Origin of the sequence: Photobacterium sp. GSS17, from assembly GCF_028621875.1 — a bacterium.
Classification (GTDB): Bacteria; Pseudomonadota; Gammaproteobacteria; order Enterobacterales; family Vibrionaceae; genus Photobacterium; species Photobacterium ganghwense.
The window spans coordinates 296,960-322,182 of the sequence record NZ_CP117518.1; the positions used below are offsets into that span (position 1 = coordinate 296,960).

Consider the following 25,223-nt stretch of genomic DNA (forward strand, 5'->3'; position numbering starts at 1 on the left):
AAGTAATGCGAAATTTTTCTATGACAATAAATGGTGAACAGGTTTCTGCTACAGAATCATTGTCTGTGATTAATCCTGCAACAGAAGAGGCATTTGCACGTTGTGCACTGGGCAGTCGGGAACATGTTGAGCTGGCCGTACAGGCGGCATCTCGCGCGTTTAAGCCGTGGAGTGCTCTGGAAGATAGCGTTCGCGTGGATAAAATTAATGCGCTTGCATCGCTGCTTGAAGCAAACATGGCGGAATTGACACAGCTGGTGACTCAGGAAACGGGTAAACCTGTTAATGGATTGAATGGAATTGGGTCCATCATGGAAGTCGGAGCGTCTGTCGCCTGGACGCAATATACCGGCAGTTTGTCTCTTGGCAATGAAATCATTGAAGATTCTGAAATTGCTAAAGTCGAAGTCGTTCGCCAGCCATTAGGCGTTGTAGCATCGATTACACCTTGGAACTGGCCGTTGATGATTGCTATCTGGCATGTCATTCCTGCATTGCGAGCCGGTAATACCGTGGTGATGAAGCCTTCACCCCTGACGCCAATTGCGACGCTGCGCTTTGTTGAACTGGCAAACTCCATTCTTCCTCCAGGCGTACTAAACGTCATTACTGGTGATGCCGACGTGGGTGAGACACTGGTGACGCATCCTGGTGTCAGCAAAATTGTGTTCACTGGCTCAACCCAAACGGGTAAGCACATCATGCAGTCGGCATCAGCCAGTCTAAAGCGCCTGACACTTGAACTCGGCGGCAATGACGCAGGTATTGTTTTCCCTGATGCGAAGGTCGAGAACATTGCCGAGAAGCTGTTCACTGCGGCTTTTCATAATAATGGCCAGACCTGTGCCTGTTTGAAGCGCTTATATGTGCATGAAAGCCTTTTCGATGACGTTTGTATAGCGCTTACCAAAATGGCACAGGCAGTGAAAGTAGGCGATGGAATGCTTGATGAGACTCAGTTGGGTCCACTTCAAAATGAAGTTCAATTCAATAAAGTCTGTCAGCTAGTTCAGGAATCCGTTGAGAATGGCGCGACGGTTCTTGCAGGCGGGAAGCCAATCGAAGGGAAAGGCTACTTCTTTGAGCCAACCATTCTTATCGATGTACATAACGGGATGCCAATTGTTGATGAAGAACAGTTTGGTCCTGTACTGCCCATCATCAAATATTCAGATATTGAACAGGCGATTCAGTTTGCCAATGCCTCTCCGTATGGGCTTGGCGCATCACTTTGGACCAGTGATGTGGAGCAGGCTCAACGTGTTGCTCAAGACATTGAAAGTGGTTCCGTTTGGATTAATGACCATGGTGCGATTCAGCCGAATGCGCCATTCGGTGGCGTTAAACAGTCAGGTTTAGGCGTGGAATTTGGTGAGTATGGGTTGCATGAATATGTTTCTTTGAAAACCGTCAAAGTGTGTAAAGCATAATTTTATTCAGGGAAGAATGAAATGAACCAAAGTAATTTACTGAAATGGAGTTTATGTCTTCTTGGGGCACTGCAACTTGCAGCGTGTAGCAGTAACCAAGAAGTCAGTGCTGGTAGTGACGAAAGTTCGGCTACCCAGCAGGCCACTCACCAAGTCACACAACCGGTCACGCCAAATAGCTCCCTGCCTAGCTTACCGATCGAAACGGTCGGTAAAGTAGAAAGGCTGCCAAAAGCCTTTCCGGAGAGCTGGATCTATGTCGACGAAACCAGTTTTTCGAGTATGTTTGGCGGCAAAATGATTTTGATGGATGCCCTTGAGCCAACGCATAGTAAGCGTATTAAAGGGATGGTCGATAAAAGTCTGATTGGTAACTTTCTCACGACACAGAAAAGAAATGAATTCTACGTGGTGGAAAGTTTCCATGAAAGAGGAAGTCGGGGAAAGAAGACAGACTGGTTAGTTATTTACAATAAAGAGACATTGGCACCGGTGAAAGAAGTGCAATTAACGAAGACGCGTCTGATGGCTCTACCCAGAAGACACGCGATGGCAATGTCGCCTGATGAGCGTTTTCTTTATATCGCAAACTTCAGCCCGGCGGCATCTTTTACCGTCTATGACTTAGAACTGCGCAAAATTGTCGGCTCTATTGATACACCAGGGTGCGTGCTGACTTTTGCTACGGGGCAACGCAGCATTACCTCGCTATGTAGTAATGGCGCATTATTAACAACGGTTTTGAATAAAGACGGCAGTAAACAGCGACAAGAGTTTGTGGCCCCGTTTTTTGACACCGACAAAACGCCTATTTTTGAAAGACCCGCCATTATTGATGGCATCGCTTATTTCCCTGGTTTTAAAGGTGAAGTCCATGAAGTGGACTTATCGGGTGAAGTGGCTCGATACCGAGGAAAGTGGAATCTGGTAACAGAGCAGGGCACCAATTGGCGTCCGGGCGGGTTGGCATTAACCGACTCAGATGACCAGGGCTTGTTTTACGTGATCATGAATCCGGAAGGATTTGACGGTTCTCAAACCCACGGCGGTTCACAAATTTGGGTGTTCGATGTGAATACCAAAGCGCGTATCAGAACGATAGATGCACCTAATTGGGCGGTATCGATGTCAGTTACCCGCGGTGAAAATCCAGCTCTTGTTGTGACGAACGGTGAGATGAATCTTGATGTTATTGACTCCAAAACGGGCGCACTAATCCAAACGCTGTCTGATTTTGGGAATATCACACCGCTCGTTGTGCATAAGGCGTATTAACCATGATTGAAAAAGTGTTATCAGATAGCAGTGCGCTCTTTTTATTTTGGTTGTTTGCCAGTGCGGGCTTCGGAAAATTAAAACCAGAAAATCGACAATATTATTCTTCACTGATATCCGATTATTTTGGCGCAGTGGGTGAGAAGTTTGGTTTCATTGTTTTATTGGTTGGTAGCCTGGAAATAGTATCCGGATTTCTGATGCTATCGCCAGCTACTCGACATATCGGTACGGCTTTCATCTTGATTCTGTTAGCTGCCTATCTGTCATTAATGATTTATCAGATATACCAAGGGAAAGTTAATCAGGATTGTGGTTGTGCAGGACCACATTCCAATATCAAGGTAGGCATTGAAACCATAACAAGGAACGTTGTGTTATGTGGCATAGCGGCGTTATGTGCTTTACCGGCTGTCGGTGATTTTTATTTAACCTTTGGTTTGTCACTCTGCTTATCACTATTTATGGCGCTGACTTATCTGAGTGCTGAAAAAACAATTTCTAACTTACAAAAATCGAAATTATTACAGGGAAGATAAAATGGACATTATGGATATTTCAATGGTGTTGTTGTGGATTGTTGTTATTGCACAATCTCTGATCATCTACGCATTATTACGTCAGGTGGGTATTTTGTTTGAGCGTGTTGCACCTGCCGGGGCACTGGCAATGAATCAAAAACTCGAAGTCGGCCAAAAAGCGCCGGAGATGTCATTGCAAACCATCAACAAAAAACTGATTAACATCGGTGGCAGTCAGAGCGGAAAGTCCCAGTTGGTTTTCTTTTTATCGCCAGATTGCCCTGTCTGTAAAACATTGCTTCCGGCACTGAAGTCGGCGTCTAAGCATGAGTCTGAATGGCTTGATGTGGTACTGGCAAGTGACGGTGACAAAGTAGACCATCAGTCGTTCATTGATAGGTCTCAGCTCAGCGCATTTCCTTACGTGGTATCAGAACTGCTGGGGAAAAGTTTTGGGGTTTCAAAACTGCCATATGCCGTACTTCTTGACGAAAAAGGGATGATTGCGTCGATGGGTATCATTAATTCCCGAGAGCACTTAGACAGCTTATTTGAAGCAAAAGAACGCCGCGTTGCTTCAATTCAGGACTATATGCAAGGAAAAACGACTGAGAACCAATTTGTGGAGGTGAAATAATGCGTTTCTTTGACAAGTTTTTTGAAAAGTCTGCTCGTAGTGCTGCTCAAACCAGCTCCCGTCGTGGTGCAATGAAAAAGCTGGGAGGAATGCTGGTCGGTGGGGCAGCCATTCCATTGCTTCCTGTCGCCCGGGCGGCTGAAAAGCCGTCAGCACCCACCGAAATCGGGGACCCTTCATCCTGTGATTACTGGCGATATTGCGCCATTGATGGTTTCTTGTGTGACTGCTGTGGTGGATCAGCTAACTCATGTCCTCCCGGCACGGAAATGTCGCCGATCACCTGGATTGGTACCTGCCGTAACCCGGTAGATGGGAGAAATTATGTCATTTCCTACAATGACTGCTGCGGAAAATCACAGTGTGGAACGTGTTTATGTCAGCGTGATCAGGGGGATCGCCCGTTGTACCGCTCTGATAAGTCGAATGACGTGAACTGGTGTTTAGGTGCAAGTAGCTCTGTCTACCACTGCTCAACAGCAATAGTAGTAGGGATGGCTTTCGAATAATGAAGCACATAGTGACAAAGATCTGTGTATTGGCAGCACTTTTCTCAGTAAGCCATCAGTCGATGGCAAGCTCGGGTTTGTCTCCCAACGCGTTACCTAAAATTCGGTTTCAATATCAGATGTTTTGTCAGGGGTGCCATGTTGGTGATGGTCGTGGCGGCAAGGATGTGCCTGACATGCGAAATCATATTGGGACATTTTTATCGATTCCGGATGGCCGTCGCTACCTTATCCAGGTTCCTGGCTCAGCTAATGCCGCGATTGGTGATGCAGATTTGGCGAATCTTATGAATTGGATTGTCACCGAGTTCGGGGGAAGCAGCACTCCGGATGATTTTATCCCCTACACCGGTGAAGAGGTGGGTGAGTTGCGAAAGTCCCCATTAACCGAAGTGGTTGATTACCGAAAAATGTTGCTCCAAAAAATTGCGCTGAACAATGGGAATGTGACGGAAGAGAGGGAATAAATGAATTTTTTACAGCGGAAGTGGCCATTGTTTTTGTTGGGCGGGGTAGTGATTAATTTTAGCGTTGTGGGCTTGGCGTCTGCACAGTTAAAAGCACTGGAGACATGTGAAAGCTGTCATGGTGAAAATGTTGTCACTCAGGTGACGACCTATCCAATTTTGCATGGTCAAAAGCAAGGCTACCTTGAGAATCAACTGATCGCCTTTCGTGACGGAAGCCGAACAAACGAGGTGATGTCGGGAATAGTAAAAAATCTGAGTGATCATGAAATTCAAGCGTTAGCGGAGCATTACTCGGAGCAAAAATTTGTAAAAGCTGGGAAGGTGGCATCAGACAGACGCGGTGCTGACGTCAGGGCGCGTTGCGTTTCTTGCCATGGGTTGTCAGGCAATACCGTCAATACAGAATGGCCAAACTTACAGGGTCAGAACAGCGGTTATATTCTTAATCAGCTGAACAGCTTTGCAAACGGGGAGCGTAAGTCTGTCATTATGGAGCAGATAGCAAACGAGTTAACACCTGAGCAAAGAAAGTTAGTCGCTGTTTACTATGATCAGCAAAGCAGAACTGAGTAATCATTCTTTCTCATCGAAACAGCTGTCAGGACATGAGTGGTCCTAGACTATTCATGCGGTTCATAGGCATCCCATAGATTACAGGAATGGGTCATATGGGTGCCTATGACCGATAATGTTTACCCCTCTGTATAAACTGACATTCATACACAGCCAACACGGATTGAAATGAAAGCAGCATAACTTTTTTATTAAAAATGCTTGTACAGATTCTCCTGCCGAATAAAGGCGTCTTTCCTCAAAGCGCCACAAAACTTGTCTCTTTCTAAATCAAGCCCTGAACATTGAGCATTGAGCACTGACAAACAGAGGACGCTCCTGTCTTGCCATAACAACTCATGGGGCGGGAGAGCTGATTGCACAGACACAGATTAAAGTGGAGCTTTTTCATTCAGCATCCATACTCAAAACCATATCGAGTATTACTTGGTTCATCGTGTAAGGAGAAATCCCATGAAATTAGATGTGATGAGCAAACGTTTCTTGTGGTTGCTGCAATGTCTGATGCTACTTTTCGTCGGAAGTGTAATGGCTGCTGATGATATCCGTACCGAACGGGTACAGTTCAAGAAGGGTGAAAGCAGTGCCGTGGTTGAAGGCAAAATCAAAGGCTATGAAATTGTTGATTATGTCTTGGGTGCCAAAGCTGGCCAGAGCATGAATGTGAGCATGGCCACGAAGCATACCGCGACGTACTTCAACATCATGGCACCGGGTGAGAATGAAGTGGCGATGTTTGTTGGCTCCACCAGTGGTAATCAGTATGAAGGTACGCTACCGGCATCCGGTGATTACAAAATACGTGTTTATATGATGCGCTCGGCAGCTCGGCGTGATGAGGTCGCGGATTACCGACTGGAGATGATTATCAGCGGTAATTGATAGAATTTTTTGTGAACTTTTTATGACAGTTGCTTGGGGAGATTGACGGCAGATTGGGTAATCGTAATATATGCGGATATTCATATATAAGGCTTGTAACAAGCCCATTGCGTAAGGAACCGTACGATGACCCATCCAACATGGGAACTGCCTGTCAATCAACTTGCTGATAACCAAGAGGAAAAGGGCGCACTTGTTTTAACGCCTTGTCCGGGAACGAAAGGTGTTTCTCTGATAGATACGCTTACGCAGTTTGCATCTCAGGGCGTTAAGGCGATTGTGACTGCCATTAACCACGATGAAATGCAGTCAAAGGGCGTTGAGTCATTGGGTGAGGAAGCCGAAAAGCTGGGTATCCGCTGGTTCTATGCTCCAATTGAAGATGATTGTGCGCCGGGGGCTGAGTTTGCCGCAACCTGGTCGACGTTCAATACGGATCTTCATGAGATTTTGGCTGGTGGCGGTAAGATTGCGCTGCACTGTATGGGCGGTTCTGGCCGCACCGGTTTATTGGCAGCACATGTGCTAATTGAACAGGGTTGGACGTTGACGGACATTATTGAACAGGTGCAGGCGCTGCGCCCAGGTGCGTTCACTAAACCTGTTCAGGTTGAATATATTCAGGCTGTTGCGAAATAATCAAAGCCCTGTGGTGAGACATGAGAGAGCTGCCTGTGGCAGCTCTTTTTATATTTCTTTCTTGCGTGGCTAGACGACTGGTCTAATTGGCGTTAAGATGCGCCCCATGAACGCAAAGACGAATGACACACGCCAACATATTCTGGAAGTCGGTTACGAGCTGATCGTGACCAAAGGCTTTACCAGTGTCGGCTTATCTGAACTGCTTAAATCGGCCAATGTGCCGAAGGGCTCTTTTTATCACTATTTTAAGTCGAAAGAGCACTTTGGTGAATCGCTGATCCAAGACTACTTTACTCACTATCTCGCTAATCTGGCGGAGTTGTTTCACCATCCCGCTCAGACGGGTTATGAATGCCTGATTGCCTATTTTGAGCGCTGGATTGAAGTGAACAACGGGTGCTGTAATGCTAATAAGTGCCTGATTGTAAAGTTGAGTGCAGAAGTGTCGGATCTCTCTGAACCGATGCGTCTCGCGCTAAGAAGCGGAGCAGACAGAATTATTGATGCGATTGCTGGGTGCATTGAAAAAGGCATCACGGATGGATCAATCAAGGTCAATGAAAGTCAGAAGGCAGCCCACCAGATTTACTATGTCTGGGTAGGCGCAAGCCTGTTGAATAAACTGTATCAGGATCAGTCCGGGTTGAAACAGTGCCTGGAAAATACAAAACTGCTATTGAAAGGTCAGTAGCACTATCGTGTACAAATTGCCGCCATACTTATTGGCGGTTTTTTTGAAAATTTTACTAGACGACTGGTCTAATAATGAAAGAGGAAGACAACATGACCCCTGCAGAAAAGAGTCAACTGAACCGCCGTATTGTGCTGGCATCTCGTCCGCATGGTGCACCACAGCCAGAGAACTTCCGTCTGGAAAGTGTTGAAAAACCCGAGCCACAGGAAGGTGAGATGTTACTCCGCAGTGTGTATCTGTCATTGGATCCATACATGCGTGGCCGCATGAGTGATGCAAAATCATATGCTGAGCCTGTCGCAATTGATGAGGTGATGGTTGGTGGTACTGTGTGTCAGGTTGAAACAACCCGTCACCCTGATTTCGAAGAAGGTGAGTGGGTGCTGGCATACACAGGCTGGCAGGATTACGGCATTTCCAATGGGGAAGGGCTGATCAAATTGGGCAAAACGCCGGTACACCCTTCCTACGCGCTGGGCGTTATGGGCATGCCGGGCTTTACCGCTTATATGGGGTTACTGGATATTGGCCAACCTAAAGCCGGTGAAACACTGGTAGTGGCTGCCGCCACCGGACCGGTAGGTGCGACCGTGGGCCAGATTGGCAAAATCAAAGGGTGCCGGGTGATTGGTGTCGCAGGCGGTGAAGAAAAATGTCGCTATGCCAAAGAGGTGCTGGGTTTTGATGAATGTATCGACCATTATGCGGAGGACTTTGCCGAGCAACTGGCGGCTGCCTGTGATAAGGGCATCGATGTCTACTTTGAAAACGTGGGCGGTAAAGTCTTTGATGCCGTCATGCCATTGCTAAATACCAGTGCCCGAATTCCGCTTTGTGGTCTTGTGTCACAGTACAACGCCACGGCATTGCCGGAAGGTCCGGATCGTATGTCGATGCTTATGGGACAACTGCTGGTGAAGCGCATTAAGATGCAGGGCTTTATTATCTTTGATGATTACGCCCATCGCTATGGTGAGTTTGCGAAAGACATGTCTCAGTGGCTGGCGGAAGGCCGTATCCAATACAAAGAACAGCTGGTAGAGGGTTTAGAAAACGCGCCGGAAGCGTTTATCGGTCTGCTGGAAGGGAAAAACTTCGGTAAGCTGGTCATTAAAACCAACGATCCGCTTTAAGGCATGACAGAAAGGAAGACGGCATGATTAAACTTCATCACCTGAATCAATCGCGATCAAAGCGGATTATCTGGCTGCTGGAAGAGCTCGGGCTGGAATACGAGGTTGTTCCCTATCAGCGTGACAGCGTGACATTCCTGGCACCACCTGAGCTGAAAAGTGTGCATCCACTTGGTAAGTCACCAGTGATTGAAGATGACGGTCTGGTGATTACGGAATCCGGCGCAATCACTGAGTATCTGATTGAAAAATACGGTGCTGAAAAGCTGGCACCTCAACGGGGAACTCAGGCATACACTGAGTATCTGCAGTGGCTGCATTTTGCGGAAAGCTCGGCAATTTTGCCGTTGTTGCTGAAGGTGTTCGTCAATAAGGACGGCGCAAAGATGAATTTTCTGGACGGTTATGCCGACTCTGAAACGCAAAAAGTGATGAGTTACTTCGATACCTGCCTGAAAGAAAAGGTGTACCTGGTAGAAGATCGCCTGACCGGGGCTGATATCATGATGTCTTTCATTGTGGACCTGCTCGGTAAGTTTGGTTTGCTGGATCAGTTCACCCATATTAAGCGCTATGCGGCCCAACTGGCTGAGCATCCGGCTTTCCAAAAGGCCGATGAACTGGAGGCGAAATTTGACGCGGCTGAGACTGTTTAAATCCGTCTCAACCGATTGTCGTTACCGCTTTCTGTGATGGCGAACAAAGTCATTAAGCCGCTGATTGTTCAGCGGCTTTTTTGTTTTCAGACTCCGAATGCCGAATGTTGGAGTTTGGATATAACGGAATAACCAGACAAGGAACCACGGTCAGGAACCGGTGGGAACGAAGACATTTAAGTCACTGAAAATCAGCGGTCATACTTAGTAACAACTGTCCATCACAATGCCTTGCATCCATACAGTTCCAAACAATGTCATGAAGTCATGACATTTATAATTCCGGCTTCATTTCATTATCTACTTATCGATAAGGCGTATGAAAAGTCGCATTGTTTGGCCCTGCAAGAAAGTAGTTCAGTTCGCGGAAAGGCGTGTATCGATTGGCATTTTGCCAAGCGGTTTGTCTGGCGTATTACTAGGGATCATTTGTTTAACTCTGCTTTGTATGATCCTTTATCCCCAATTGACAGCGTTACGAAGTGGTAGCCGGGTGGCAGCGCTGGATGGTATGAAAGAAGCCATTGATAACACCAATAAAATGATTTTTACCCGAGCAACAAAGGCCGGTATTGCCACTGAACCCTCTGCGGCTTTACCTCCGTCTACAACGGGCAAGTTGCCCATCCCATTGAAGTTTGGTTACCCGGACTGGGGAGCGGCATTGTCAGTGCGTGTTATTTCACTGGATGATTCCAGTTGGGTGTGGCGTGTGGTGCAAAGCGATGCTGAGCCACTTATTGGCTCTCATCTGGCCCCTCATCTTGACCAACATGTCACGGAAGTGCGTATCAGTCTGAAAGACCGAGATGAACAAAATGTGGAACAAAATGATTATCGCTGTTTTGTTTCTATTCGTCAGGGAAACGGTGTACCGGAGGTCCGGGTGAATCACCTGGATTGCTAAAGACTGCATGAAGAAAGAATCCAGCGGATGTTCCGCCCGGTTTAGCCCTATGTCGCAGGCTGATTCACCGGAAACCATGCTACGAAGCCTACATCACTTAAGGCAAAGAGCCGGGATTGGCCAGTTATTGTTTCCCTGTGAAGAGTTCTCAATTGTCTGTGATCAGGCCGCCATATTGCTCAGAATGCTTGAACAAACAGAGGATCACGCAGAGGATAGGCCACCAGTCTGCAAAACGGCCTTTGCAGAGGTTTTCAATGCGATAGTTGGTTGTCAGGAGCAATTGGAAACCTTGCTGTTATTGCGTGATGAAATCGACAAGACAATAGCCCGTCTTCCATCGTAACCGGTTTCCCTCCTGGCATTTTAGCTAATAGCCAATCGCGAAGAAATCGCCGGCCAAGCGCATGACCAATACCAAATGGACATGTTTAAGCCGGCAGACAACCGTTTATTCGGCGGGGCTTGAACGGATAACGGGCTCTGTGGGTGCTTGTTTCCGCAGCATTTTCATCGCTGGTCGTTCAATACAGTAATAGCTCACCGTGGAAACCGAGAACGTCAGCACCAAAAACAGACCTATCGCCATTACGGCCAGCACGATACTTTGCTGGGCGTACCACCAGGTGAGGAGGTCTGGTGCGAGTTGTTGTAAGGCTTCAATGCCGATTAACAGTAACACGGTATGCCACAGGTACATCGAGTAGGAGATATCGCCAAGATATTGTGTGACGCGATTGTTGAGTAACCGGAAACCAACGCTGTTTCGGGGAGTTTGCCTTGCTCCGGTAATGACCAACGCAGCGAAGAGAACATAGACCGCAATCAGGCTGGGTATACTGGTTGAATGATGCAGGACAAGTGCGATACAACCCAGCAGAACGACTAATACCCAGTCCCGGTTGAGATGACGCTGAACCCTTGCCGACAGAGGCAGTGAAGCGAGCCAGATGCCAAGTACAAAGCCACACATCCCCCGCAGAAACGCTACGACACCACCGGTGATATCCAAATTGCCTTTGTGCTCAATCAATCCGTAGATCACCAGTAAAACCAAGCCGGGTAGCCACAGTGTCTTCTTCGCAGAACGATTCAGCAAGGGAACGATCAGCGGGAAAATCAGGTAGCAAAGCCATTCGATACTCAGTGACCAGGAGGAGATGTTCCAGCTGAGCATGCTTTCAGTGAGGCCCTGTAACAGCAATATATTGGGAAGAATGGCATCAGCCCGATTAAACGGCCCGCTAAAAGCGGGGATGTCTTTTAGCCCCCAGCTTTCCAGCAACATACCGCCATAAAACCCAATTTGATGGTGGTATTTAACCAGTTCCCAGCTGAGCAAGACCACAAAGGTAATGAAAAACAGCGGATAAATCCGGCTAAAACGCAGCCATACAAAGTGCCGCCATTGAGAAAACGTGCATGGGCGAGCAAACTGCTCACGATACACGTGCAGCATCACAAAGCCACTCAAAATGAAAAACAGATCGACCCAGACATAGCCATTTTCGATGAACTGTGTCTGACTGGCGAGAAGGGGCTGCCACTGAGGGAACAGTATGAGTCGAGCATGAAATAAAACGACAATCAGAGCCGCGATACCACGCAGAGGCGTCAAGATGGGGAGCGAGCGAACCATGAAGAGATCCTTCTGTCAGTGTGCCACATAGCGCGGTTGAAAGGCACCTCTGAACGTGAGCAGAGTGAGCGTTGACGATATTTGGAATGATGGCAACGGAATGACGGATTCTTACTCTTTTGGTCTGGCAATCATAGTAAAAACGTCAAGATTCGAACGCCAATGCACAGACTTTTACTGTTATTTCATGAATTACAACCAAGGCTTGAAGCTAAACGACACGAGCAAGGAATCGCACACGTAATTTGTGAAACAATCTTTTACAACTGTCTGTTTGGGCCAAGCGGATCCATACGCATCCGCACAATGTTTCTTCGGGGACGCGAATATACTTCCTCTCACGATTCCAACATAAAAAGAAGTGCGTATGAAAGTTCGTGGTTTTACATTAATAGAAATGGTGGTGGTGATTGTTATATTGGGAATACTCTCAGTCACAGCGTATCCAAAATTTATGTCGCTCCAGAGCGATAGTCGGAAAGCAACATTACAAGCCATGAAAGGGGCCATCAACAGTGCTAATGGCATGGTATATGGTAAAGCAACGCTGGCGGGTGTTGAAAACCAGAAAGAAGCCAGATTGCCTCTCTATGCCGGTGATACAAAACCACTTTCGGTGAAGTACGGCTATCCTGCTTGGTCTTCGGACAGCATGAAACGCCTTGTTACCTTGGATGATGATGAGTGGACGACTTATACCCTGTTAGATCTGGGCGGCAATGAATACCGAATTGGCCTGAAAGGGTATTATCGTGATGCTTTTCCGCAAGAAAGTGGTATTCGACAGTGTTTCATCGGCGTTTCGTTTATGGAAAAAGCACCTGTAGTGAAAATATATGATCGGGACTGCTGATTTATCTGATTCTTAATACATAAACAGACGTGATAAACAGCTGTCATGATTAATTGTTGTCATCACAAACAACTCTCATTGTTAATACCAGTCATTGTTAATAGCAGTCATCGTTAATAGCTATTATTGTTAAAAACAGCCATCGTTAATAACTGGCATTGTTTAAAATAGTGTCATGACGAATGTATGGCAGTTATTGACTTACATATCGGGCGAATGGTTGTTTGTTTTAACGTTATTTGTGAATGATGGTTATCATAAAGGTGTAAACCAACCGACCTGGCTAAATGATTCGAAGGCTGCTTCTCTGTGGGACGAAAGCCATTTGGCAGGTCGGTGTCGTGGACTGTTTCCCCTTTTACTGTCTTCGGAAAACAATGGCCTCATTGTTTGGTGATTATTTAGTCAGGTTACATTTTTTCTTGAGCCCAACAAGGGAATATTGGCTCCACTTAATTGTCATTTTGCCTAACCTTCCGTCTAATTCAGTATAAATGCCTATTTATATGGGTTTTCTTCATTTTTGGCTTTCTGTAAGCAATAAATCACCATCATGCTGAGATCACACTTTTCTATATTTGTGATCCATTGCCAATATTTACAACTTTATCGGTAAAAATATTTGCTGATAAAGTCAGCAATAACGTGCTTGCAACTTATTATCATTATCTTCTCTATTTTCTCAAACAATTCTGCAATAACAATGCCTTGAGGGTATTATCCTTTGTTTTTAAATGGTTTTTTAATTGACCATTATCTCATTTATGAAACGTAAGATTTCATTTAGAGCTAGTGAGCTTCCTTTTTAAGATCCGCATAATGCGCTGCTTGTAACAATTTGTTTCTAAATGTAACCGTAATGATTGTGTGGATAAGAGAGTGTTTCTGCTCTGTTTGCCAGGCAGCAATTTCGCTACACCGGGAACAATTGTGCAATGCTCAACACCTAAAACGCTTATTAGAACTAACAGCAACAGCCTGAAAGTGCCGACTTTTGTATAGGAATGTTGCAAAACAATCGAGAAAGTAAATGGAAGCCTCAAGATATAAAAACATCTTGTCGAGGGTAGGGTTGTTTACGGCAATTTTACTGCTCTCCGGGTGTAAATCTGCGCTGCTGGATCCTAAAGGGGTTGTTGGCGTTCAGGAAAAGGAGCTGATCATTACAGCTTTGCTCCTGATGCTAATTGTCGTCATCCCAGTGATCCTGATGACAATCTATTTTGCCTACAAGTACCGTTCTGATAACACCCAGGAAGAATACGCGCCGGAATGGGCCCACTCGACAAAAATCGAAGTCGTGGTGTGGACAATTCCAATCATCATTATCGCTATTCTGGGTGTGATCACCTGGCGTTCTACGCACGAATTGGAACCATCCAAACCACTCGTGAGTGATGTGAATCCGGTTGAGATCCAGGTGGTGTCACTAGACTGGAAATGGCTGTTCATTTATCCGGAACAGAACATCGCCACAGTGAACTATGTCGCCTTCCCGAAAGATGTACCGGTGAACTTCAAAATCACGTCTGACAACATCATGAACTCCTTCTTTATCCCACGTTTAGGAAGTCAGATCTATGCCATGCCTGGCATGGTGACGCGCCTTCACCTGATTGCGAACCATGAGGGTGAGTATAAGGGGATTGCAGCCAGCTATAGCGGTGAAGGTTTCTCCCACATGAAGTTTAAGGCGGTTGCCCTGTCAGATCGTGACAGCTATAACCAGTGGGTTGAGCAGGTGAAAGCGGAGCCACAGGTGATTCGTGACTTCAGCGACTACCGTACACTGGCGAAGCCAAGTATTGATGCACCTGTTACCTACTTCTCAGAAGTTCCGCACACCCTGTTCTCCGACATTGTGACCCAATTCGAGGGTGGCATGCACTCGCCGATGTCTGAGGAAGGCCATATGGCCCATGGTGAGATGCACCACGGTCAAATGCACATGGCTGAACACGAAGGTTAATGAAATTATGTTTGGAAGACTAACGTTAGAGTCCATTCCTTACCATGAGCCCATCATTATGGTGACGCTTGGGGTGATCGCTCTGGTCGGTATCGCTGTTGCAGCGATGATCACCCGCGCTGGGAAATGGCAATACCTCTGGAATGAGTGGTTTACTTCCGTAGACCACAAGAAAATCGGTTTTATGTACATCGCTGTTGCGATGATCATGCTGCTGCGTGGCTTTGCGGATGCCGTAATGATGCGAAGCCAGCAGCTGTTTTCTGCTGCGGGTGAAGCCGGTTACCTGCCACCGCATCACTACGATCAGATCTTCACCGCGCACGGCGTGATCATGATCTTCTTCGTAGCCATGCCGCTGATCATCGGTCTGATGAATATCATCGTTCCGCTGCAGATTGGTGCGCGTGATGTAGCGTTCCCGTTCCTGAACAACCTGAGCTTCTGGCTGTTTGTTGTGGGTGTGATCCTGACCAACATGTCACTGGCTGTGGGTGAATTCGGTCGTACCGGTTGGCTGGCGTACCCGCCGCTGTCCGGCATTGACGCGAGCCCGGGGGTAGGGGTCGATTACTGGATCTGGGCACTGCAGATTTCTGGTGTGGGTACCACGCTGTCTGGTGTGAACTTCTTTACCACCATTCTGCGTATGCGTACGCCGTCGATGCCTCTGATGAAGATGCCGGTATTTACCTGGGCGTCTCTGTGCTCGAACATCCTGATCATTATCTCGTTCCCGATTCTGACCGTGACCATTGCGTTGCTGACGCTGGACCGTTACGTTGGTACACACTTCTTCACCAATGACATGGGAGGCAACATGATGATGTATGTCAACCTGATTTGGGCATGGGGTCACCCGGAAGTGTACATTCTGGTGCTGCCGGTATTCGGTGTGTTCTCAGAAGTAACGGCAACGTTTGCACGTAAGAAGCTGTTTGGTTACACCTCACTGGTTTGGGCAACGATTGTTATCACCATTCTGGCGTTCGTGGTATGGCTGCACCACTTCTTTACCATGGGCGGCGGCGCGAATGTAAACGCCTTCTTCGGTATTGCGACCATGATTATCTCTATCCCGACCGGGGTGAAGATCTTCAACTGGCTGTTTACCATGTACAAAGGCCGAATCACGTTCACCACGCCAATGCTGTGGACCATCGGCTTCCTGATTTCCTTCTCTATCGGCGGGATGACAGGCGTACTGATGGCGGTTCCGGGGGCAGACTTTGTACTGCATAACTCAGTATTCCTGATCGCGCACTTCCACAACGTCATTATCGGTGGTGTGGTATTCGGTTGCTTCGCGGGCCTGACTTACTGGTTCCCGAAAATGACGGGTTACACCCTGAATGAAGCCTGGGGTAAGCGCGCATTCTGGTGCTGGATCATCGGCTTCATTCTGGCGTTTGTTCCACTGTACGCACTGGGCTTCATGGGCATGACCCGTCGTCTGAGCCAGGATATCAACCCTGAGTTCTTCCCACTGCTGGCTGTGGCTGCTTGTGGTACGGCTGTTATTGCTGCGGGTGTATTGTGTCAGTTCATCCAGATCTTCGTGAGTATCCGTGACCGCCACCAGAATGTTGACCTGAGCGGTGACCCATGGGATGGCCGTACTCTTGAGTGGGCAACGTCTTCACCACCGCCGTTCTACAACTTTGCCGTGCTGCCAAAAGGCAACGAGCTGGATGCTTTCTGGTACCAGAAAGAGCGCGGCGAGCACAACAAAGATCAGGAAGCAGAATATCAGCCTATCCATATGCCGAAAAACACCCCAACCGGGATGTATGTTTCAGCATGGTCTCTGGTGTTTGGTTTCGCCATGATTTGGTACATCTGGTGGCTGGCAGCGATCGGCTTTGTAGGCATGATCGTGACTTGTATTCGCCACAGCTTTAACGAAGACGTGGACTACTACGTGACAGTTGAAGAAATCAAAGCGATTGAAGCAGCGCACAAAGCGAAGCTGAAGCAAGCGAAAGGGCAAGTGACGTCCGGTAACGAAGATAACGACGATGATCTGGAGGTGACGTATGCAAACTAATGCCATTTCGCATGATCATGGTCATGATCACCACGACACGGCAGGTAACAAGCTGTTTGGCTTCTGGATTTACCTGATGAGTGACTGCATTTTGTTTGCAAGCCTGTTTGCAACTTATGCAGTATTGGTCACCGGCACTGCCGGTGGCCCAGGCGGTAAAGACATTTTCGAGCTGCCGTTCGTATTTACTGAAACCATGATGCTGCTGTTCAGTAGTATCACTTTCGGATTCGGTATCATTGCGATGAAGCGCAAAGATATTGCTGGTCTGAAACGCTGGATGGGGATTACCTTCCTGCTGGGCCTTGGCTTTATCATCATGGAAATCTACGAGTTCCATCACCTGATTGAAGAAGGCTTTGGTCCTCAGCGCAGTGCTTTCCTGTCAGCGTTCTTTGCGCTGGTTGGTACCCACGGTCTGCACGTGACCTTTGGCCTGATTTGGCTGGCGGTGTGTTACTGGCAGCTGAACACTAAAGGCCTGAACGAGATGATGGAAACCCGTTTCCACTGTCTGAGCCTGTTCTGGCACTTCCTGGACATCGTCTGGATTTGTGTATTCACCATTGTGTATCTGCTGGGGGTAATGTAATGAGCCAACAACACGCTGATACCGGAGTACAGGATTACATCAAAGGCTTCGTTGCCTCACTGATCCTGACGATTATTCCGTTTTACTTCGTGGCGACGCAGAGCCTGCCAGACACCATCACCTACGCGCTGATGTTTGGCTGTGCCATTGTTCAGCTGGTGGTGCATCTGGTGTACTTCCTGCACATGGAAATTCGCACTGAAGATGGCCAGTGGAACATGATTTCCCTGGTGTTTACTGCCCTTGTGGTATTTATCGTGATTGCCGGTTCCATCTGGATTATGTGGAACCTGAACGTCAATATGATGATGTAGGGCGTCATGATCAAAAGCTACATTTCCATTACCAAGCCGGGCATCATCATTGGTAACCTGATTTCTGTGGCGGCGGGGTTTTTCCTCGCTGCCAAAACAGAAGCAGCCAGTGCCTCGTTGCTGGCTTACACCCTGTTGGGTGTGGCCTGTGTGATTGCCTCCGGCTGTGTGGTGAACAATATTTTTGATCGTGATATCGACAGCAAAATGGACCGTACCCGTAACCGGGTACTGGTTCAGGATGGGTTGAATATCGATCATGTGTTCATCTACGCGGTTGCGTTGCTGCTGGGCGGTACGGCAGTGCTGTACCGTATGGCAAACCCGTTGTCGGCAGTCGTTGTACTGCTGGGTTACGTGTTTTACGTGTTCTTTTACACCATGTGGTACAAGCGTACGTCGGTATACGGCACACTCGTGGGCAGTGTATCCGGCGCAGTACCGCCCTTGGTTGGTTACCTGGCGGTGACTAACTACATCAGCCTGGATGCGGTGCTGTTGTTTGCGCTGTTCTGCCTGTGGCAGATGCCGCATTCCTATGCGATTGCCATGTTCCGTATGCAAGACTACCGCGAGGCCGGCATTCCGGTACTGCCGGTGGTGGAAGGCATCAACAAGGCACGCAAGCACATGCAAGCTTATGTGGTGGCCTTCAGCGTTGTCGCGTTGGGCTTGTTCCTGCTGGGCAACGGGGGGTATGAGTATCTGGCGGTCGCTTCGGCTGTCTGCCTGATGTGGACCCGAGTGACATTCCGCAAAATGACGGCTGACAATTATGTTGACTGGTCGAAAGCGGTATTCAAAATGTCACTGCTGGTGGTAATGGGAATTAGCACCGTGCTGGGTGTCGAGCTGATTCCGCTGACAATCTGACCCGGCGCAAAGTAACAAACTTGGCTCAATGAAAAGGCATCCTTCGGGATGCCTTTTTTTGTTCCTTTGTATCAACATGTGTTGAGGCATGCTCCTTTGATGAAGCGTGCTCCTTTGATAAAGCATGCCCCTTTGATGATGCTTAATGGCTGCCTGGCTTATCAAAGTGTTCAGCAACACAACCAGCCATCGTACTCGCCACCTCAGAGGATTCCATTCTCAACCCTTTGACAACGCCTTGATTATCTTCTCTGTTTTTATTCTGGCTGACTTTCCAGGTTCCTTGTAACGCGGTGATTTCGACTTCAATCCCGATGATTCCCCTCAGTTGGCGAGCGATGAAATCGTCAGGTGCATCAGCGATCTTCCAGGGTTCTTTTCGTCCCGATTCGTTTCGGTTGGTGAGTTCATTCAGATGTGTAAGAATCCAGTTTTCGTCATGGTGAAGTGTGATCTTGCCGCGGGCATGGACAACAACATAGTTCCACGTCGGTACGACTTTATCGTGCTCCTCTTTTGATGGATACCATGACGGCGAAATGTAGTGATGAGGTCCTTGAAACATGACAAGTACCGGGATTGTGTCGTCCAGTTTCTTCCCTATTGGGTTGCCGCGCGCCACATGTCCGCGCAGGATTCCTCGCTCAGATAATTCAGGATGAATGACCATGGGAAGATGATCGGCGATGATTTCTCCGTCTTGCATCGAGACCAAACTCGCAAAGGGATTCATGCGAATCATTTCCTGCATAACGGCTATACGTTCTTCGCGAAAAATGGATGGTTGAAACATGCCTCAGCTCCTTTTCGGCAACTTAATTGATTTGAATTTATCCTGTTTTATTCCCAGCACGTCGTTCCCTTTGAGGCGGGCGCAACACCGGAGGTCTTGTTTTCAGGCACCGGTTTTAATGGTTCCTTACTATATTCAACACAGCCTTCACGTAGCTCGCAAATACAGGTCCCACATATGCCTGAACGGCGGCCTGGCTTTAATCTGACCCGGCGAAAAGCAACAAACTTCAATGAAAAGGCATCCTCTAAGGATGTTGTGTTGTTCGTTGGGGGGGGGGGGCAACACTCAACACGGTTTTGGACAGAAATGAGTCAGTAATTTTGCTAAATTAGAAAATGATAAATTACTTCCAGTATGGCAAACCACTAAGTAATGCTAAGTAGATACTCCTAAGCATCTGTGAGACTAACCTTTAACTTTCTGTAGCCACAGAATAAAGTGTCGACTTACTGGGTTTTAGTAGGTGCTAGCAAGAAATTTTCTATGATACCCAATGGCTCTTTAAATGCGTCAAGCAACTCCTGTATTAGAGCTTCATCTTGCGAGGACTCAATATGACGGCTTAATGCATCTTTGCCCTCATCGGTGAATCGATAGTTTAGTAGATCCTTTTGATGCTCAGATAGCTTACTAATAAGGTCATCAAAGCTAATGTTGTTATTGCATAATTTTTTTCGCCCACACTCAGTTAACTTTTCATAGTGGTCGTCAACTAGCTCGACCCAACCTTCCGTCTTGGCTAACTGCCAAAGTGAAGGAGGCATTAGCCTTTCCAGATCGGTACTTATGTTTAATCCGCCAACCTTGAACATTGCTTTTAGGTCATCATTTGGCTTCAATAAAAAGCGTTTGATATGCTTGGAAGCAACAGCATCGTCTAAAGTTTCTGAGGCCTTTTTTCCCGCATCATCATTGTCCAAAATGATAAGAGCTTGCAATTTATCATTGGACTTAACGTGCTTTTGAAGCAAATGAAATGCTTGTAGCCTATCTGCTGCTGAATTTGCACTGTTACTAGCATTTGATGGGACAAAAATATGAACCTTTTCATTAAGGCCTTTTGCTTTAAGTAAACAACCAAAAACTTTCTTATCACTTTTTCCCTCAAGGAAAAGGTGAGGTAGCTTAGTTTTAGACAGTTTATTTTCAAGATTTTCTAGAGATTGGATGTACTCTTTCTCTCTTTGATCCCACTCTTTTCTTTTATCTTCAACTATTGGTGCAATTAGCTGTAAAAAGCCCATATTACCATGTAATGCCTTCTCGTCAGTCTGACTAACAAAAGTGGCGTTGTCTTTCTGTCCAACATAGTAACTGGTTGTTTTAACATTTGAAGGTAACTTTTCAGATGAACCAATAGAGTAAATTGCTGGAGAGTGAGTTGTAATTAGTATTTGAGTGTAATTTTTTGCAGCTTCAATTAACTGCCTATTGAGCTCGAAGCAAGATAAGAACTCAACGTTATTCTCTGGCTCTTCGAAAGCCCATATCTGGGGTTTAATCGTATTTCTCTTTGCCGCTTTTTGCTTCCTAGACGCAATAAATGATAGGATCATTGGTATATGGCGAATTTTTATTCCATCACCTCTTCTGGTCAATGGAATGTCATCGGAATTAAACTCCAACGCCCCAAAGATGCTCCTAAGGCTTTTGGGTAGTTTGACCATATTACTACCCGAAAACTCATCGTCTATTGCCTGTGTAAGCTCTTGAACATGAGCATTTATCTCTTCTTCGAAACTTGAAGCAGATTGATGTAAACCTTGATCAGATAAGTTAGCCAATGAATCATATAGCTTAATCTGTAAATTCTGAAAATAATTCCAGTCTTTTGTTGCGGGTATATACTCGAAATCAATTGCGTTCAATAAATATGGAATTTTGCTGCGAGGAGGAAAATCTTTAGCTCTTTTTTGTATCTGGTTATTCCTAATTGTACACAACCCACTTTCTTCATAGTCATTTCGAACCCCTTCTTCCCGCCATACCTTTTTCCAGTAAACATGGTCTTGCGTTAAGTTTTTTCGATAGCTTTTAGGAAGCTTTAAGGCAAGTTCAATAACAATCTCTTGCGCACGTTGGTTGTACTTAGGAGCATATTTATTGTGATCGTTCTCAAAATTAAAGCTCTGATTGTGATCTGTTTGTCCATTGAAGAACAGGTTTAGTGCTCGTAGTACATTGGACTTTCCAGCATCGTTCCTTCCAACAAATGTCGTGATCTCTTCAGCCTTAAACGCTTGATTAGAGATAGAACGGAAGTTTTTGATAGAGATCAGGCGTATCATTTACTGCTCCAAAGTTATCTTAGAGCCTAAATACTAATTCAAAATTATACTTTTCAGTAGTTTAAATTTCTCAAGCAAAATGAAGAGTTCTAGCCAGTTCGCAAAGACTACTCATTCATGAATGCTCAGCTCACTTTGGGGCAAATGTGAGTTAGAACAAACAATATATAAGAAGCGATCTTCTTGGCATAGGTGAAGTGACTTTTTGGCGAACGGTGAGGTCTCTCTGACCTGCTCCCCGCTTTCTAATCCAGCTAAAACTTAGTAATGTTCATCTTATAATAAGGAAGGTGAATATGAAGAAGCGATTCAACGAACAGCAGATCATTGCCATTCTCAAGGAAGCGGAAGCGGAAGCGGGTCTGCCCGTCAAAGAATTATGCCGCAAGCACAATATTTCCGATGCCACATTCTACCTATGGCGTAAAAAGTACGCGGGCATGGATGTTTCCGATGCCCGTCGCTTGAAAGCATTGGAAGATGAGAATACCAAGCTCAAAAAGCTCTTGGCGGAATCCATGCTTGATGTTGATGCTTTAAAAGCGGCTCTTAACCAAAAGTATTGACCGTCGGAGACAAGCGCAAGGCTGTGCATGCAATGCAGGAAGTCACCACGATTTCGGAGCGCAAAGCCTGTCTGCTCGTCGGTATAAATCGCGCATCGATGAGATACCAACCTCAATCTAAAGAGAGTGATGTGGAGCTGTCGGCTCGTATACAAGAACTGGCACTAGAGAGAAAAAGGTTCGGATATCGCCGTATTCACCATCTTCTTCGGCGGGAAGGGAGAGAGGTTAATCATAAGCGTGTTTACCGGTTATACCGAGAGTCTGGACTGACCGTTCGTAAACGGAAGCGAAGGAAATCATTATGTGTCGAGCGAGAGCCACTTTTACTTCCCTCACTGCCCAACCATACCTGGTCAATGGACTTCGTCATGGATGTACTCAGTTCTGGTCGTAGGATAAAGTGCCTCACTATCGTTGACGACTTCACAAAGGAGTGCCTGGATATTACTGTTGCATCAGGAATTTCTGGAGATGAGGTGGTCGCCATACTTGAGGCTATTGCTGCTTTCCGTGGTTATCCTGAGGCTATTCGAACAGATCAGGGGCCTGAGTTTACGGGTAAAGCCCTCGACCAATGGGCTTATGATCATGGTGTCATTCTGAAGCTGATACAGGCTGGTAAGCCAACCCAGAATGCTTATATCGAAAGCTTTAACGGCAAGTTCAGGGACGAGTGTTTAAACGAGCATCTGTTCAGAGACTTGAGCCATGCTCGTAAACTGATCAGTGACTGGCGCATTGACTACAATGAAAATCGGCCGCACTCATCAATTGGATACCTAACTCCCTCTGAATTTGCAGTACTGACACGTTCAGGGCTAAACAGTAACGTAACTGACATTACTAAAGAAGTGTTGGATTAGTTCTTGGGGGCAGGTCATCTCAGCTAAATTGCGAAATGCGTTGTATTGTTGGCAAAGGGCGGGAGAAAAGGCATCCAGAATGGATGCCTTGGAAAGATTGATGTGTTCTAACGTTTAGGCTTTGATACGAATTTACTGAACCCAATACTAATATCCAATAACGTGCTTAGTAGGCTGTTTCTGTGTTTGTCGCTTTCATTGTTTGGTATTGGGTAATGGCGATGATGGTTAGGCTGGCGGTAATAAAGCCAGGCACAACACCAAATAAATCAAAGATTCCGCCCTGATTCTGATTCCAGATAAGCGCCACGACAGAACCGACAATCAACCCTGAAATGGCGGCCAGACTCGTCATTTTTTTCCAGAACAGGCTGAACAGAATGACAGGCCCGAAAGAAGCACCGAAACCACCCCAGGCATAAGCGACCATGCTCAATAGCGTAGAGTCTGCTTTCTGATAGGCCAGATAGAACCCGATTAGCGCCACAACCAGTACCGCCAGGCGTGCTACGTTCAGCACCTCTTTGTCTGATGCGTTTGGTCGGGCATAAGCACGATAGAAATCTTCTGATAATGTCGACGAGCATACCAGCAGCTGTGAGTCGATTGTGCTCATGATCGATGCCAGTACACCGGCGATAATCAGTCCTGCAACAAACGGATGGAAGATAGCCTGAGACAGCGCAATAAAAATGGTTTCTCCGTTATCCAGCGGATCGGCAAAGTAACTGCGTCCCCAAAAGCCCACCAGTACTGCGGAAATCATCGTAATGCTGGTCCAAATTACCGCAATTCGACGGGAGATTTTAATATCTTCGACACTGCGGACACTCATAAAGCGCACCAGCACGTGAGGCTGTCCCAGATAGCCGATACACCAGCCGCTGAGTGACAGCAGTCCCCAGAACCAACCTTGATCCGGACGAAGATCGCTGAGGGTAATGGCATTTACCATGGCTGCCGATGTTGCCGCGGATGAAGCGGTTCCCGAATCACCATTGGATACAAAAAACAGTGCCAGGGCGACAACCAGTAAAGACAACGCCATCATCAACCCTTGGAAAAAGTCGGTCCAGCAGACCGCTAGGTAACCGCCCAGGAAGGTGTAAGACACGATCACTATTCCGCCGACGAGCAGTGCGGTGTGGTAATCAATCCCGAAGGTGTTCTCAAACAATACCGCGCCACCACTCAGCCCGGCAGCGACATAAAAGGTAAAGAACGCCAGAGTGACGGCCGACGAAGTCAGGCGCAGAATGTTGGACTGGTCGTTGAACCGGTTTTGAAGGTACTCCGGAATCGTCTGAGCATCGCCCAGTTTTTCAGTCATTACCCGCAGTTTAGGCGCAATGAATTTCCAGTTTACGTAAACGCCCATCAGCGTAAACAGTACAATCCAGAGGTTACTCAGGCCACCGATATAGATAGCCCCCGGCAGGCCCATCAAGGCCCAGCCGCTTAAATCTGAGGCGCCGGCACTGAGTGCAGCCACGCTGGGGGGCAGGTTACGCGATCCTAAGATATAGTCTGAGGTGCTGGTGGTGCGTCTGTAAAAATAGAAACCAATCAGCAACATACTGAGCAAATATAGTAAGAAAGATCCATGAAGATAAAACATAACCTGCCTCCTTTTCCTTGGGCTAAGTGACCCTGTGCGGCTCACCTTCTTCGTTATTAGTAAGCGGATGAATCGCCGTTATTTAGGTTGTGGGTTTCCGTTCCCTTCAATGGGGGATTGAACACGCTGACCAGAATCAGATCTTTGTCTTCACTGGCACGTAGATAGTGTTTGTCATGCTCATCAAGAACATAAATGGTTCCCGGAACAATGCGGAATCGCTCGCCAGCCATGGTTTCAACTTCGCCCTCGCCACCAATGCAGTAGCAGGCTTCCAGATGGTTTTTGTACTCAAGCAGCGACTCAGTGCCACGGGTCACAACGGTGTGGCACACGGTAAAGCCCATCTTGTCCGCAAGTGTAAGCAGGCGATGGCTCGTACCATTGCCCCAGTTCACGTAATGCTCAGAGCCTTCGACATCATTCAACGATCTGATAAACATAAAAATATCCTTCAAAAAAACACGTTCATC

The 25,223-nt window shown here is 46.9% G+C and carries 26 protein-coding genes; 21 read left to right on the forward strand and 5 right to left on the reverse strand.

Annotation, left to right across the window (positions count from 1 at the left end; translation table 11 throughout):
- Nucleotides 1-5 precede the first annotated feature (5 nt).
- From PGW97_RS17760 to PGW97_RS17825, 14 genes are all read left to right on the forward strand, one after another.
- Nucleotides 6-1,430, forward strand: a complete 1,425-nt coding sequence (locus PGW97_RS17760; RefSeq protein ID WP_207103993.1) for an aldehyde dehydrogenase family protein — start codon at nucleotides 6-8, stop codon at nucleotides 1,428-1,430.
- Between the two features lie 21 nt (nucleotides 1,431-1,451).
- On the forward strand, nucleotides 1,452-2,705 hold the full coding sequence (locus PGW97_RS17765; protein ID WP_273860300.1) for an amine dehydrogenase large subunit: 1,254 nt from the start codon (nucleotides 1,452-1,454) through the stop codon (nucleotides 2,703-2,705).
- A 2-nt stretch (nucleotides 2,706-2,707) separates the two neighbouring features.
- Nucleotides 2,708-3,244: a MauE/DoxX family redox-associated membrane protein gene (locus tag PGW97_RS17770; protein WP_207103995.1), complete on the forward strand. Its 537-nt coding sequence runs from the start codon at nucleotides 2,708-2,710 to the stop codon at nucleotides 3,242-3,244.
- 1 nt (nucleotide 3,245) lies between these two features.
- Complete coding sequence (locus PGW97_RS17775) at nucleotides 3,246-3,863, forward strand: redoxin domain-containing protein (RefSeq protein ID WP_207103996.1); 618 nt, start codon at nucleotides 3,246-3,248, stop codon at nucleotides 3,861-3,863.
- Entirely contained in the window at nucleotides 3,863-4,372 is a 510-nt protein-coding gene (locus PGW97_RS17780) for a methylamine dehydrogenase light chain (protein WP_047884723.1), read from the forward strand. Before PGW97_RS17775 ends, PGW97_RS17780 begins: the two co-directional genes overlap by 1 nt.
- Entirely contained in the window at nucleotides 4,372-4,839 is a 468-nt protein-coding gene (locus PGW97_RS17785; RefSeq protein WP_273860301.1) for a hypothetical protein, read from the forward strand. The genes PGW97_RS17780 and PGW97_RS17785 overlap by 1 nt, the downstream gene beginning before the upstream one ends.
- Nucleotides 4,840-5,415: a c-type cytochrome gene (locus tag PGW97_RS17790; RefSeq protein WP_273860302.1), complete on the forward strand. Its 576-nt coding sequence runs from the start codon at nucleotides 4,840-4,842 to the stop codon at nucleotides 5,413-5,415.
- A gap of 453 nt (nucleotides 5,416-5,868) precedes the next feature.
- Nucleotides 5,869-6,297 carry a hypothetical protein gene (locus PGW97_RS17795; RefSeq protein WP_207104000.1) on the forward strand — a complete coding sequence of 143 codons (429 nt, stop codon included), beginning with the start codon at nucleotides 5,869-5,871 and terminating at the stop codon, nucleotides 6,295-6,297.
- Between the two features lie 126 nt (nucleotides 6,298-6,423).
- Nucleotides 6,424-6,936, forward strand: a complete 513-nt coding sequence (locus PGW97_RS17800) for a cyclin-dependent kinase inhibitor 3 family protein (protein WP_273860303.1) — start codon at nucleotides 6,424-6,426, stop codon at nucleotides 6,934-6,936.
- 106 nt (nucleotides 6,937-7,042) lie between these two features.
- A complete protein-coding gene (locus tag PGW97_RS17805) occupies nucleotides 7,043-7,630 on the forward strand; it encodes a TetR/AcrR family transcriptional regulator (RefSeq protein ID WP_273860304.1) in 588 nt (195 codons plus the stop codon).
- A gap of 92 nt (nucleotides 7,631-7,722) precedes the next feature.
- Nucleotides 7,723-8,766: an NADP-dependent oxidoreductase gene (locus PGW97_RS17810; RefSeq protein WP_273860305.1), complete on the forward strand. Its 1,044-nt coding sequence runs from the start codon at nucleotides 7,723-7,725 to the stop codon at nucleotides 8,764-8,766.
- A 23-nt stretch (nucleotides 8,767-8,789) separates the two neighbouring features.
- Nucleotides 8,790-9,422 carry a glutathione S-transferase family protein gene (locus PGW97_RS17815; RefSeq protein ID WP_217392667.1) on the forward strand — a complete coding sequence of 211 codons (633 nt, stop codon included), beginning with the start codon at nucleotides 8,790-8,792 and terminating at the stop codon, nucleotides 9,420-9,422.
- A 466-nt stretch (nucleotides 9,423-9,888) separates the two neighbouring features.
- Nucleotides 9,889-10,329: a hypothetical protein gene (locus PGW97_RS17820; protein ID WP_273860306.1), complete on the forward strand. Its 441-nt coding sequence runs from the start codon at nucleotides 9,889-9,891 to the stop codon at nucleotides 10,327-10,329.
- Nucleotides 10,330-10,336: 7 nt separating this feature from the next.
- On the forward strand, nucleotides 10,337-10,675 hold the full coding sequence (locus PGW97_RS17825) for a hypothetical protein (protein WP_273860308.1): 339 nt from the start codon (nucleotides 10,337-10,339) through the stop codon (nucleotides 10,673-10,675).
- Nucleotides 10,676-10,780: 105 nt separating this feature from the next.
- On the opposite strand, the gene PGW97_RS17830 is transcribed toward PGW97_RS17825, so the two are convergent.
- Nucleotides 10,781-11,968, reverse strand: coding sequence for an acyltransferase family protein (locus PGW97_RS17830; protein WP_273860309.1), 1,188 nt, complete (start codon nucleotides 11,966-11,968; stop codon nucleotides 10,781-10,783).
- A gap of 367 nt (nucleotides 11,969-12,335) precedes the next feature.
- On the opposite strand from PGW97_RS17830, the gene PGW97_RS17835 reads away from it, so the two are divergent.
- The 6 genes from PGW97_RS17835 to cyoE all read left to right on the forward strand — a co-directional run bounded on the left by PGW97_RS17835 (nucleotide 12,336) and on the right by cyoE (nucleotide 18,616).
- A complete protein-coding gene (locus PGW97_RS17835; RefSeq protein ID WP_273860310.1) occupies nucleotides 12,336-12,821 on the forward strand; it encodes a type II secretion system protein in 486 nt (161 codons plus the stop codon).
- A gap of 1,030 nt (nucleotides 12,822-13,851) precedes the next feature.
- The gene (gene cyoA, locus PGW97_RS17840; RefSeq protein WP_273860311.1) at nucleotides 13,852-14,790 is read left to right on the forward strand and encodes a ubiquinol oxidase subunit II; all 939 of its coding nucleotides are present in this window, start codon (nucleotides 13,852-13,854) and stop codon (nucleotides 14,788-14,790) included.
- Nucleotides 14,791-14,797: 7 nt separating this feature from the next.
- A complete protein-coding gene (gene cyoB / locus PGW97_RS17845) occupies nucleotides 14,798-16,837 on the forward strand; it encodes a cytochrome o ubiquinol oxidase subunit I (RefSeq protein ID WP_273860312.1) in 2,040 nt (679 codons plus the stop codon).
- A complete protein-coding gene (gene cyoC, locus PGW97_RS17850) occupies nucleotides 16,827-17,429 on the forward strand; it encodes a cytochrome o ubiquinol oxidase subunit III (RefSeq protein ID WP_047884712.1) in 603 nt (200 codons plus the stop codon). The genes cyoB and cyoC overlap by 11 nt, the downstream gene beginning before the upstream one ends.
- Nucleotides 17,429-17,743, forward strand: a complete 315-nt coding sequence (cyoD, locus tag PGW97_RS17855) for a cytochrome o ubiquinol oxidase subunit IV (protein WP_047884711.1) — start codon at nucleotides 17,429-17,431, stop codon at nucleotides 17,741-17,743. Before cyoC ends, cyoD begins: the two co-directional genes overlap by 1 nt.
- 6 nt (nucleotides 17,744-17,749) lie before the next feature.
- Entirely contained in the window at nucleotides 17,750-18,616 is an 867-nt protein-coding gene (cyoE, locus tag PGW97_RS17860) for a heme o synthase (RefSeq protein ID WP_273860313.1), read from the forward strand.
- A gap of 142 nt (nucleotides 18,617-18,758) precedes the next feature.
- On the opposite strand, the gene PGW97_RS17865 is transcribed toward cyoE, so the two are convergent.
- Together PGW97_RS17865 and PGW97_RS17870 are read right to left on the reverse strand one after the other, a co-directional pair.
- Nucleotides 18,759-19,409, reverse strand: a complete 651-nt coding sequence (locus tag PGW97_RS17865) for an FMN-binding negative transcriptional regulator (RefSeq protein ID WP_273860314.1) — start codon at nucleotides 19,407-19,409, stop codon at nucleotides 18,759-18,761.
- Between the two features lie 449 nt (nucleotides 19,410-19,858).
- Nucleotides 19,859-21,700, reverse strand: coding sequence for an ATP-dependent nuclease (locus tag PGW97_RS17870; protein WP_273860315.1), 1,842 nt, complete (start codon nucleotides 21,698-21,700; stop codon nucleotides 19,859-19,861).
- 296 nt (nucleotides 21,701-21,996) lie between these two features.
- On the opposite strand from PGW97_RS17870, the gene PGW97_RS17875 reads away from it, so the two are divergent.
- Nucleotides 21,997-23,132 (forward strand): IS3 family transposase gene (locus tag PGW97_RS17875; protein ID WP_273860316.1). Its coding sequence is split into 2 segments (ribosomal slippage): nucleotides 21,997-22,255 and nucleotides 22,255-23,132, totalling 1,137 coding nucleotides; the frame shifts between segments, so codons are not numbered across the junction.
- 166 nt (nucleotides 23,133-23,298) lie between these two features.
- Here the strand turns inward: PGW97_RS17875 and putP are convergent.
- Complete coding sequence (putP, locus tag PGW97_RS17880) at nucleotides 23,299-24,750, reverse strand: sodium/proline symporter PutP (RefSeq protein WP_273860317.1); 1,452 nt, start codon at nucleotides 24,748-24,750, stop codon at nucleotides 23,299-23,301.
- A gap of 56 nt (nucleotides 24,751-24,806) precedes the next feature.
- Entirely contained in the window at nucleotides 24,807-25,193 is a 387-nt protein-coding gene (locus tag PGW97_RS17885) for an ectoine synthase (RefSeq protein ID WP_047884700.1), read from the reverse strand.
- Nucleotides 25,194-25,223: the final 30 nt, after the last annotated feature.

Excerpts from the sequence above, each read along its gene's own strand:
- PGW97_RS17835 (WP_273860310.1), top strand. The coding sequence starts at position 12,336 with ATGAAAGTTCGTGGTTTTACATTAATAGAAATGGTGGTGGTGATTGTT.
- PGW97_RS17765 (WP_273860300.1), top strand. The coding sequence starts at position 1,452 with ATGAACCAAAGTAATTTACTGAAATGGAGTTTATGTCTTCTTGGGGCA.
- PGW97_RS17865 (WP_273860314.1), bottom strand. The coding sequence starts at position 19,409 with ATGTTTCAACCATCCATTTTTCGCGAAGAACGTATAGCCGTTATGCAG.
- PGW97_RS17800 (WP_273860303.1), top strand. The coding sequence starts at position 6,424 with ATGACCCATCCAACATGGGAACTGCCTGTCAATCAACTTGCTGATAAC.
- PGW97_RS17780 (WP_047884723.1), top strand. The coding sequence starts at position 3,863 with ATGCGTTTCTTTGACAAGTTTTTTGAAAAGTCTGCTCGTAGTGCTGCT.
- PGW97_RS17885 (WP_047884700.1), bottom strand. The coding sequence starts at position 25,193 with ATGTTTATCAGATCGTTGAATGATGTCGAAGGCTCTGAGCATTACGTG.
- cyoB (WP_273860312.1), top strand. The coding sequence starts at position 14,798 with ATGTTTGGAAGACTAACGTTAGAGTCCATTCCTTACCATGAGCCCATC.
- PGW97_RS17795 (WP_207104000.1), top strand. The coding sequence starts at position 5,869 with ATGAAATTAGATGTGATGAGCAAACGTTTCTTGTGGTTGCTGCAATGT.
- cyoD (WP_047884711.1), top strand. The coding sequence starts at position 17,429 with ATGAGCCAACAACACGCTGATACCGGAGTACAGGATTACATCAAAGGC.
- cyoE (WP_273860313.1), top strand. The coding sequence starts at position 17,750 with ATGATCAAAAGCTACATTTCCATTACCAAGCCGGGCATCATCATTGGT.
- cyoC (WP_047884712.1), top strand. The coding sequence starts at position 16,827 with ATGCAAACTAATGCCATTTCGCATGATCATGGTCATGATCACCACGAC.
- PGW97_RS17775 (WP_207103996.1), top strand. The coding sequence starts at position 3,246 with ATGGACATTATGGATATTTCAATGGTGTTGTTGTGGATTGTTGTTATT.
- PGW97_RS17790 (WP_273860302.1), top strand. The coding sequence starts at position 4,840 with ATGAATTTTTTACAGCGGAAGTGGCCATTGTTTTTGTTGGGCGGGGTA.
- PGW97_RS17815 (WP_217392667.1), top strand. The coding sequence starts at position 8,790 with ATGATTAAACTTCATCACCTGAATCAATCGCGATCAAAGCGGATTATC.
- cyoA (WP_273860311.1), top strand. The coding sequence starts at position 13,852 with ATGGAAGCCTCAAGATATAAAAACATCTTGTCGAGGGTAGGGTTGTTT.
- putP (WP_273860317.1), bottom strand. The coding sequence starts at position 24,750 with ATGTTTTATCTTCATGGATCTTTCTTACTATATTTGCTCAGTATGTTG.
- PGW97_RS17805 (WP_273860304.1), top strand. The coding sequence starts at position 7,043 with ATGAACGCAAAGACGAATGACACACGCCAACATATTCTGGAAGTCGGT.
- PGW97_RS17760 (WP_207103993.1), top strand. The coding sequence starts at position 6 with ATGCGAAATTTTTCTATGACAATAAATGGTGAACAGGTTTCTGCTACA.
- PGW97_RS17810 (WP_273860305.1), top strand. The coding sequence starts at position 7,723 with ATGACCCCTGCAGAAAAGAGTCAACTGAACCGCCGTATTGTGCTGGCA.
- PGW97_RS17825 (WP_273860308.1), top strand. The coding sequence starts at position 10,337 with ATGAAGAAAGAATCCAGCGGATGTTCCGCCCGGTTTAGCCCTATGTCG.
- PGW97_RS17870 (WP_273860315.1), bottom strand. The coding sequence starts at position 21,700 with ATGATACGCCTGATCTCTATCAAAAACTTCCGTTCTATCTCTAATCAA.
- PGW97_RS17770 (WP_207103995.1), top strand. The coding sequence starts at position 2,708 with ATGATTGAAAAAGTGTTATCAGATAGCAGTGCGCTCTTTTTATTTTGG.
- PGW97_RS17830 (WP_273860309.1), bottom strand. The coding sequence starts at position 11,968 with ATGGTTCGCTCGCTCCCCATCTTGACGCCTCTGCGTGGTATCGCGGCT.
- PGW97_RS17785 (WP_273860301.1), top strand. The coding sequence starts at position 4,372 with ATGAAGCACATAGTGACAAAGATCTGTGTATTGGCAGCACTTTTCTCA.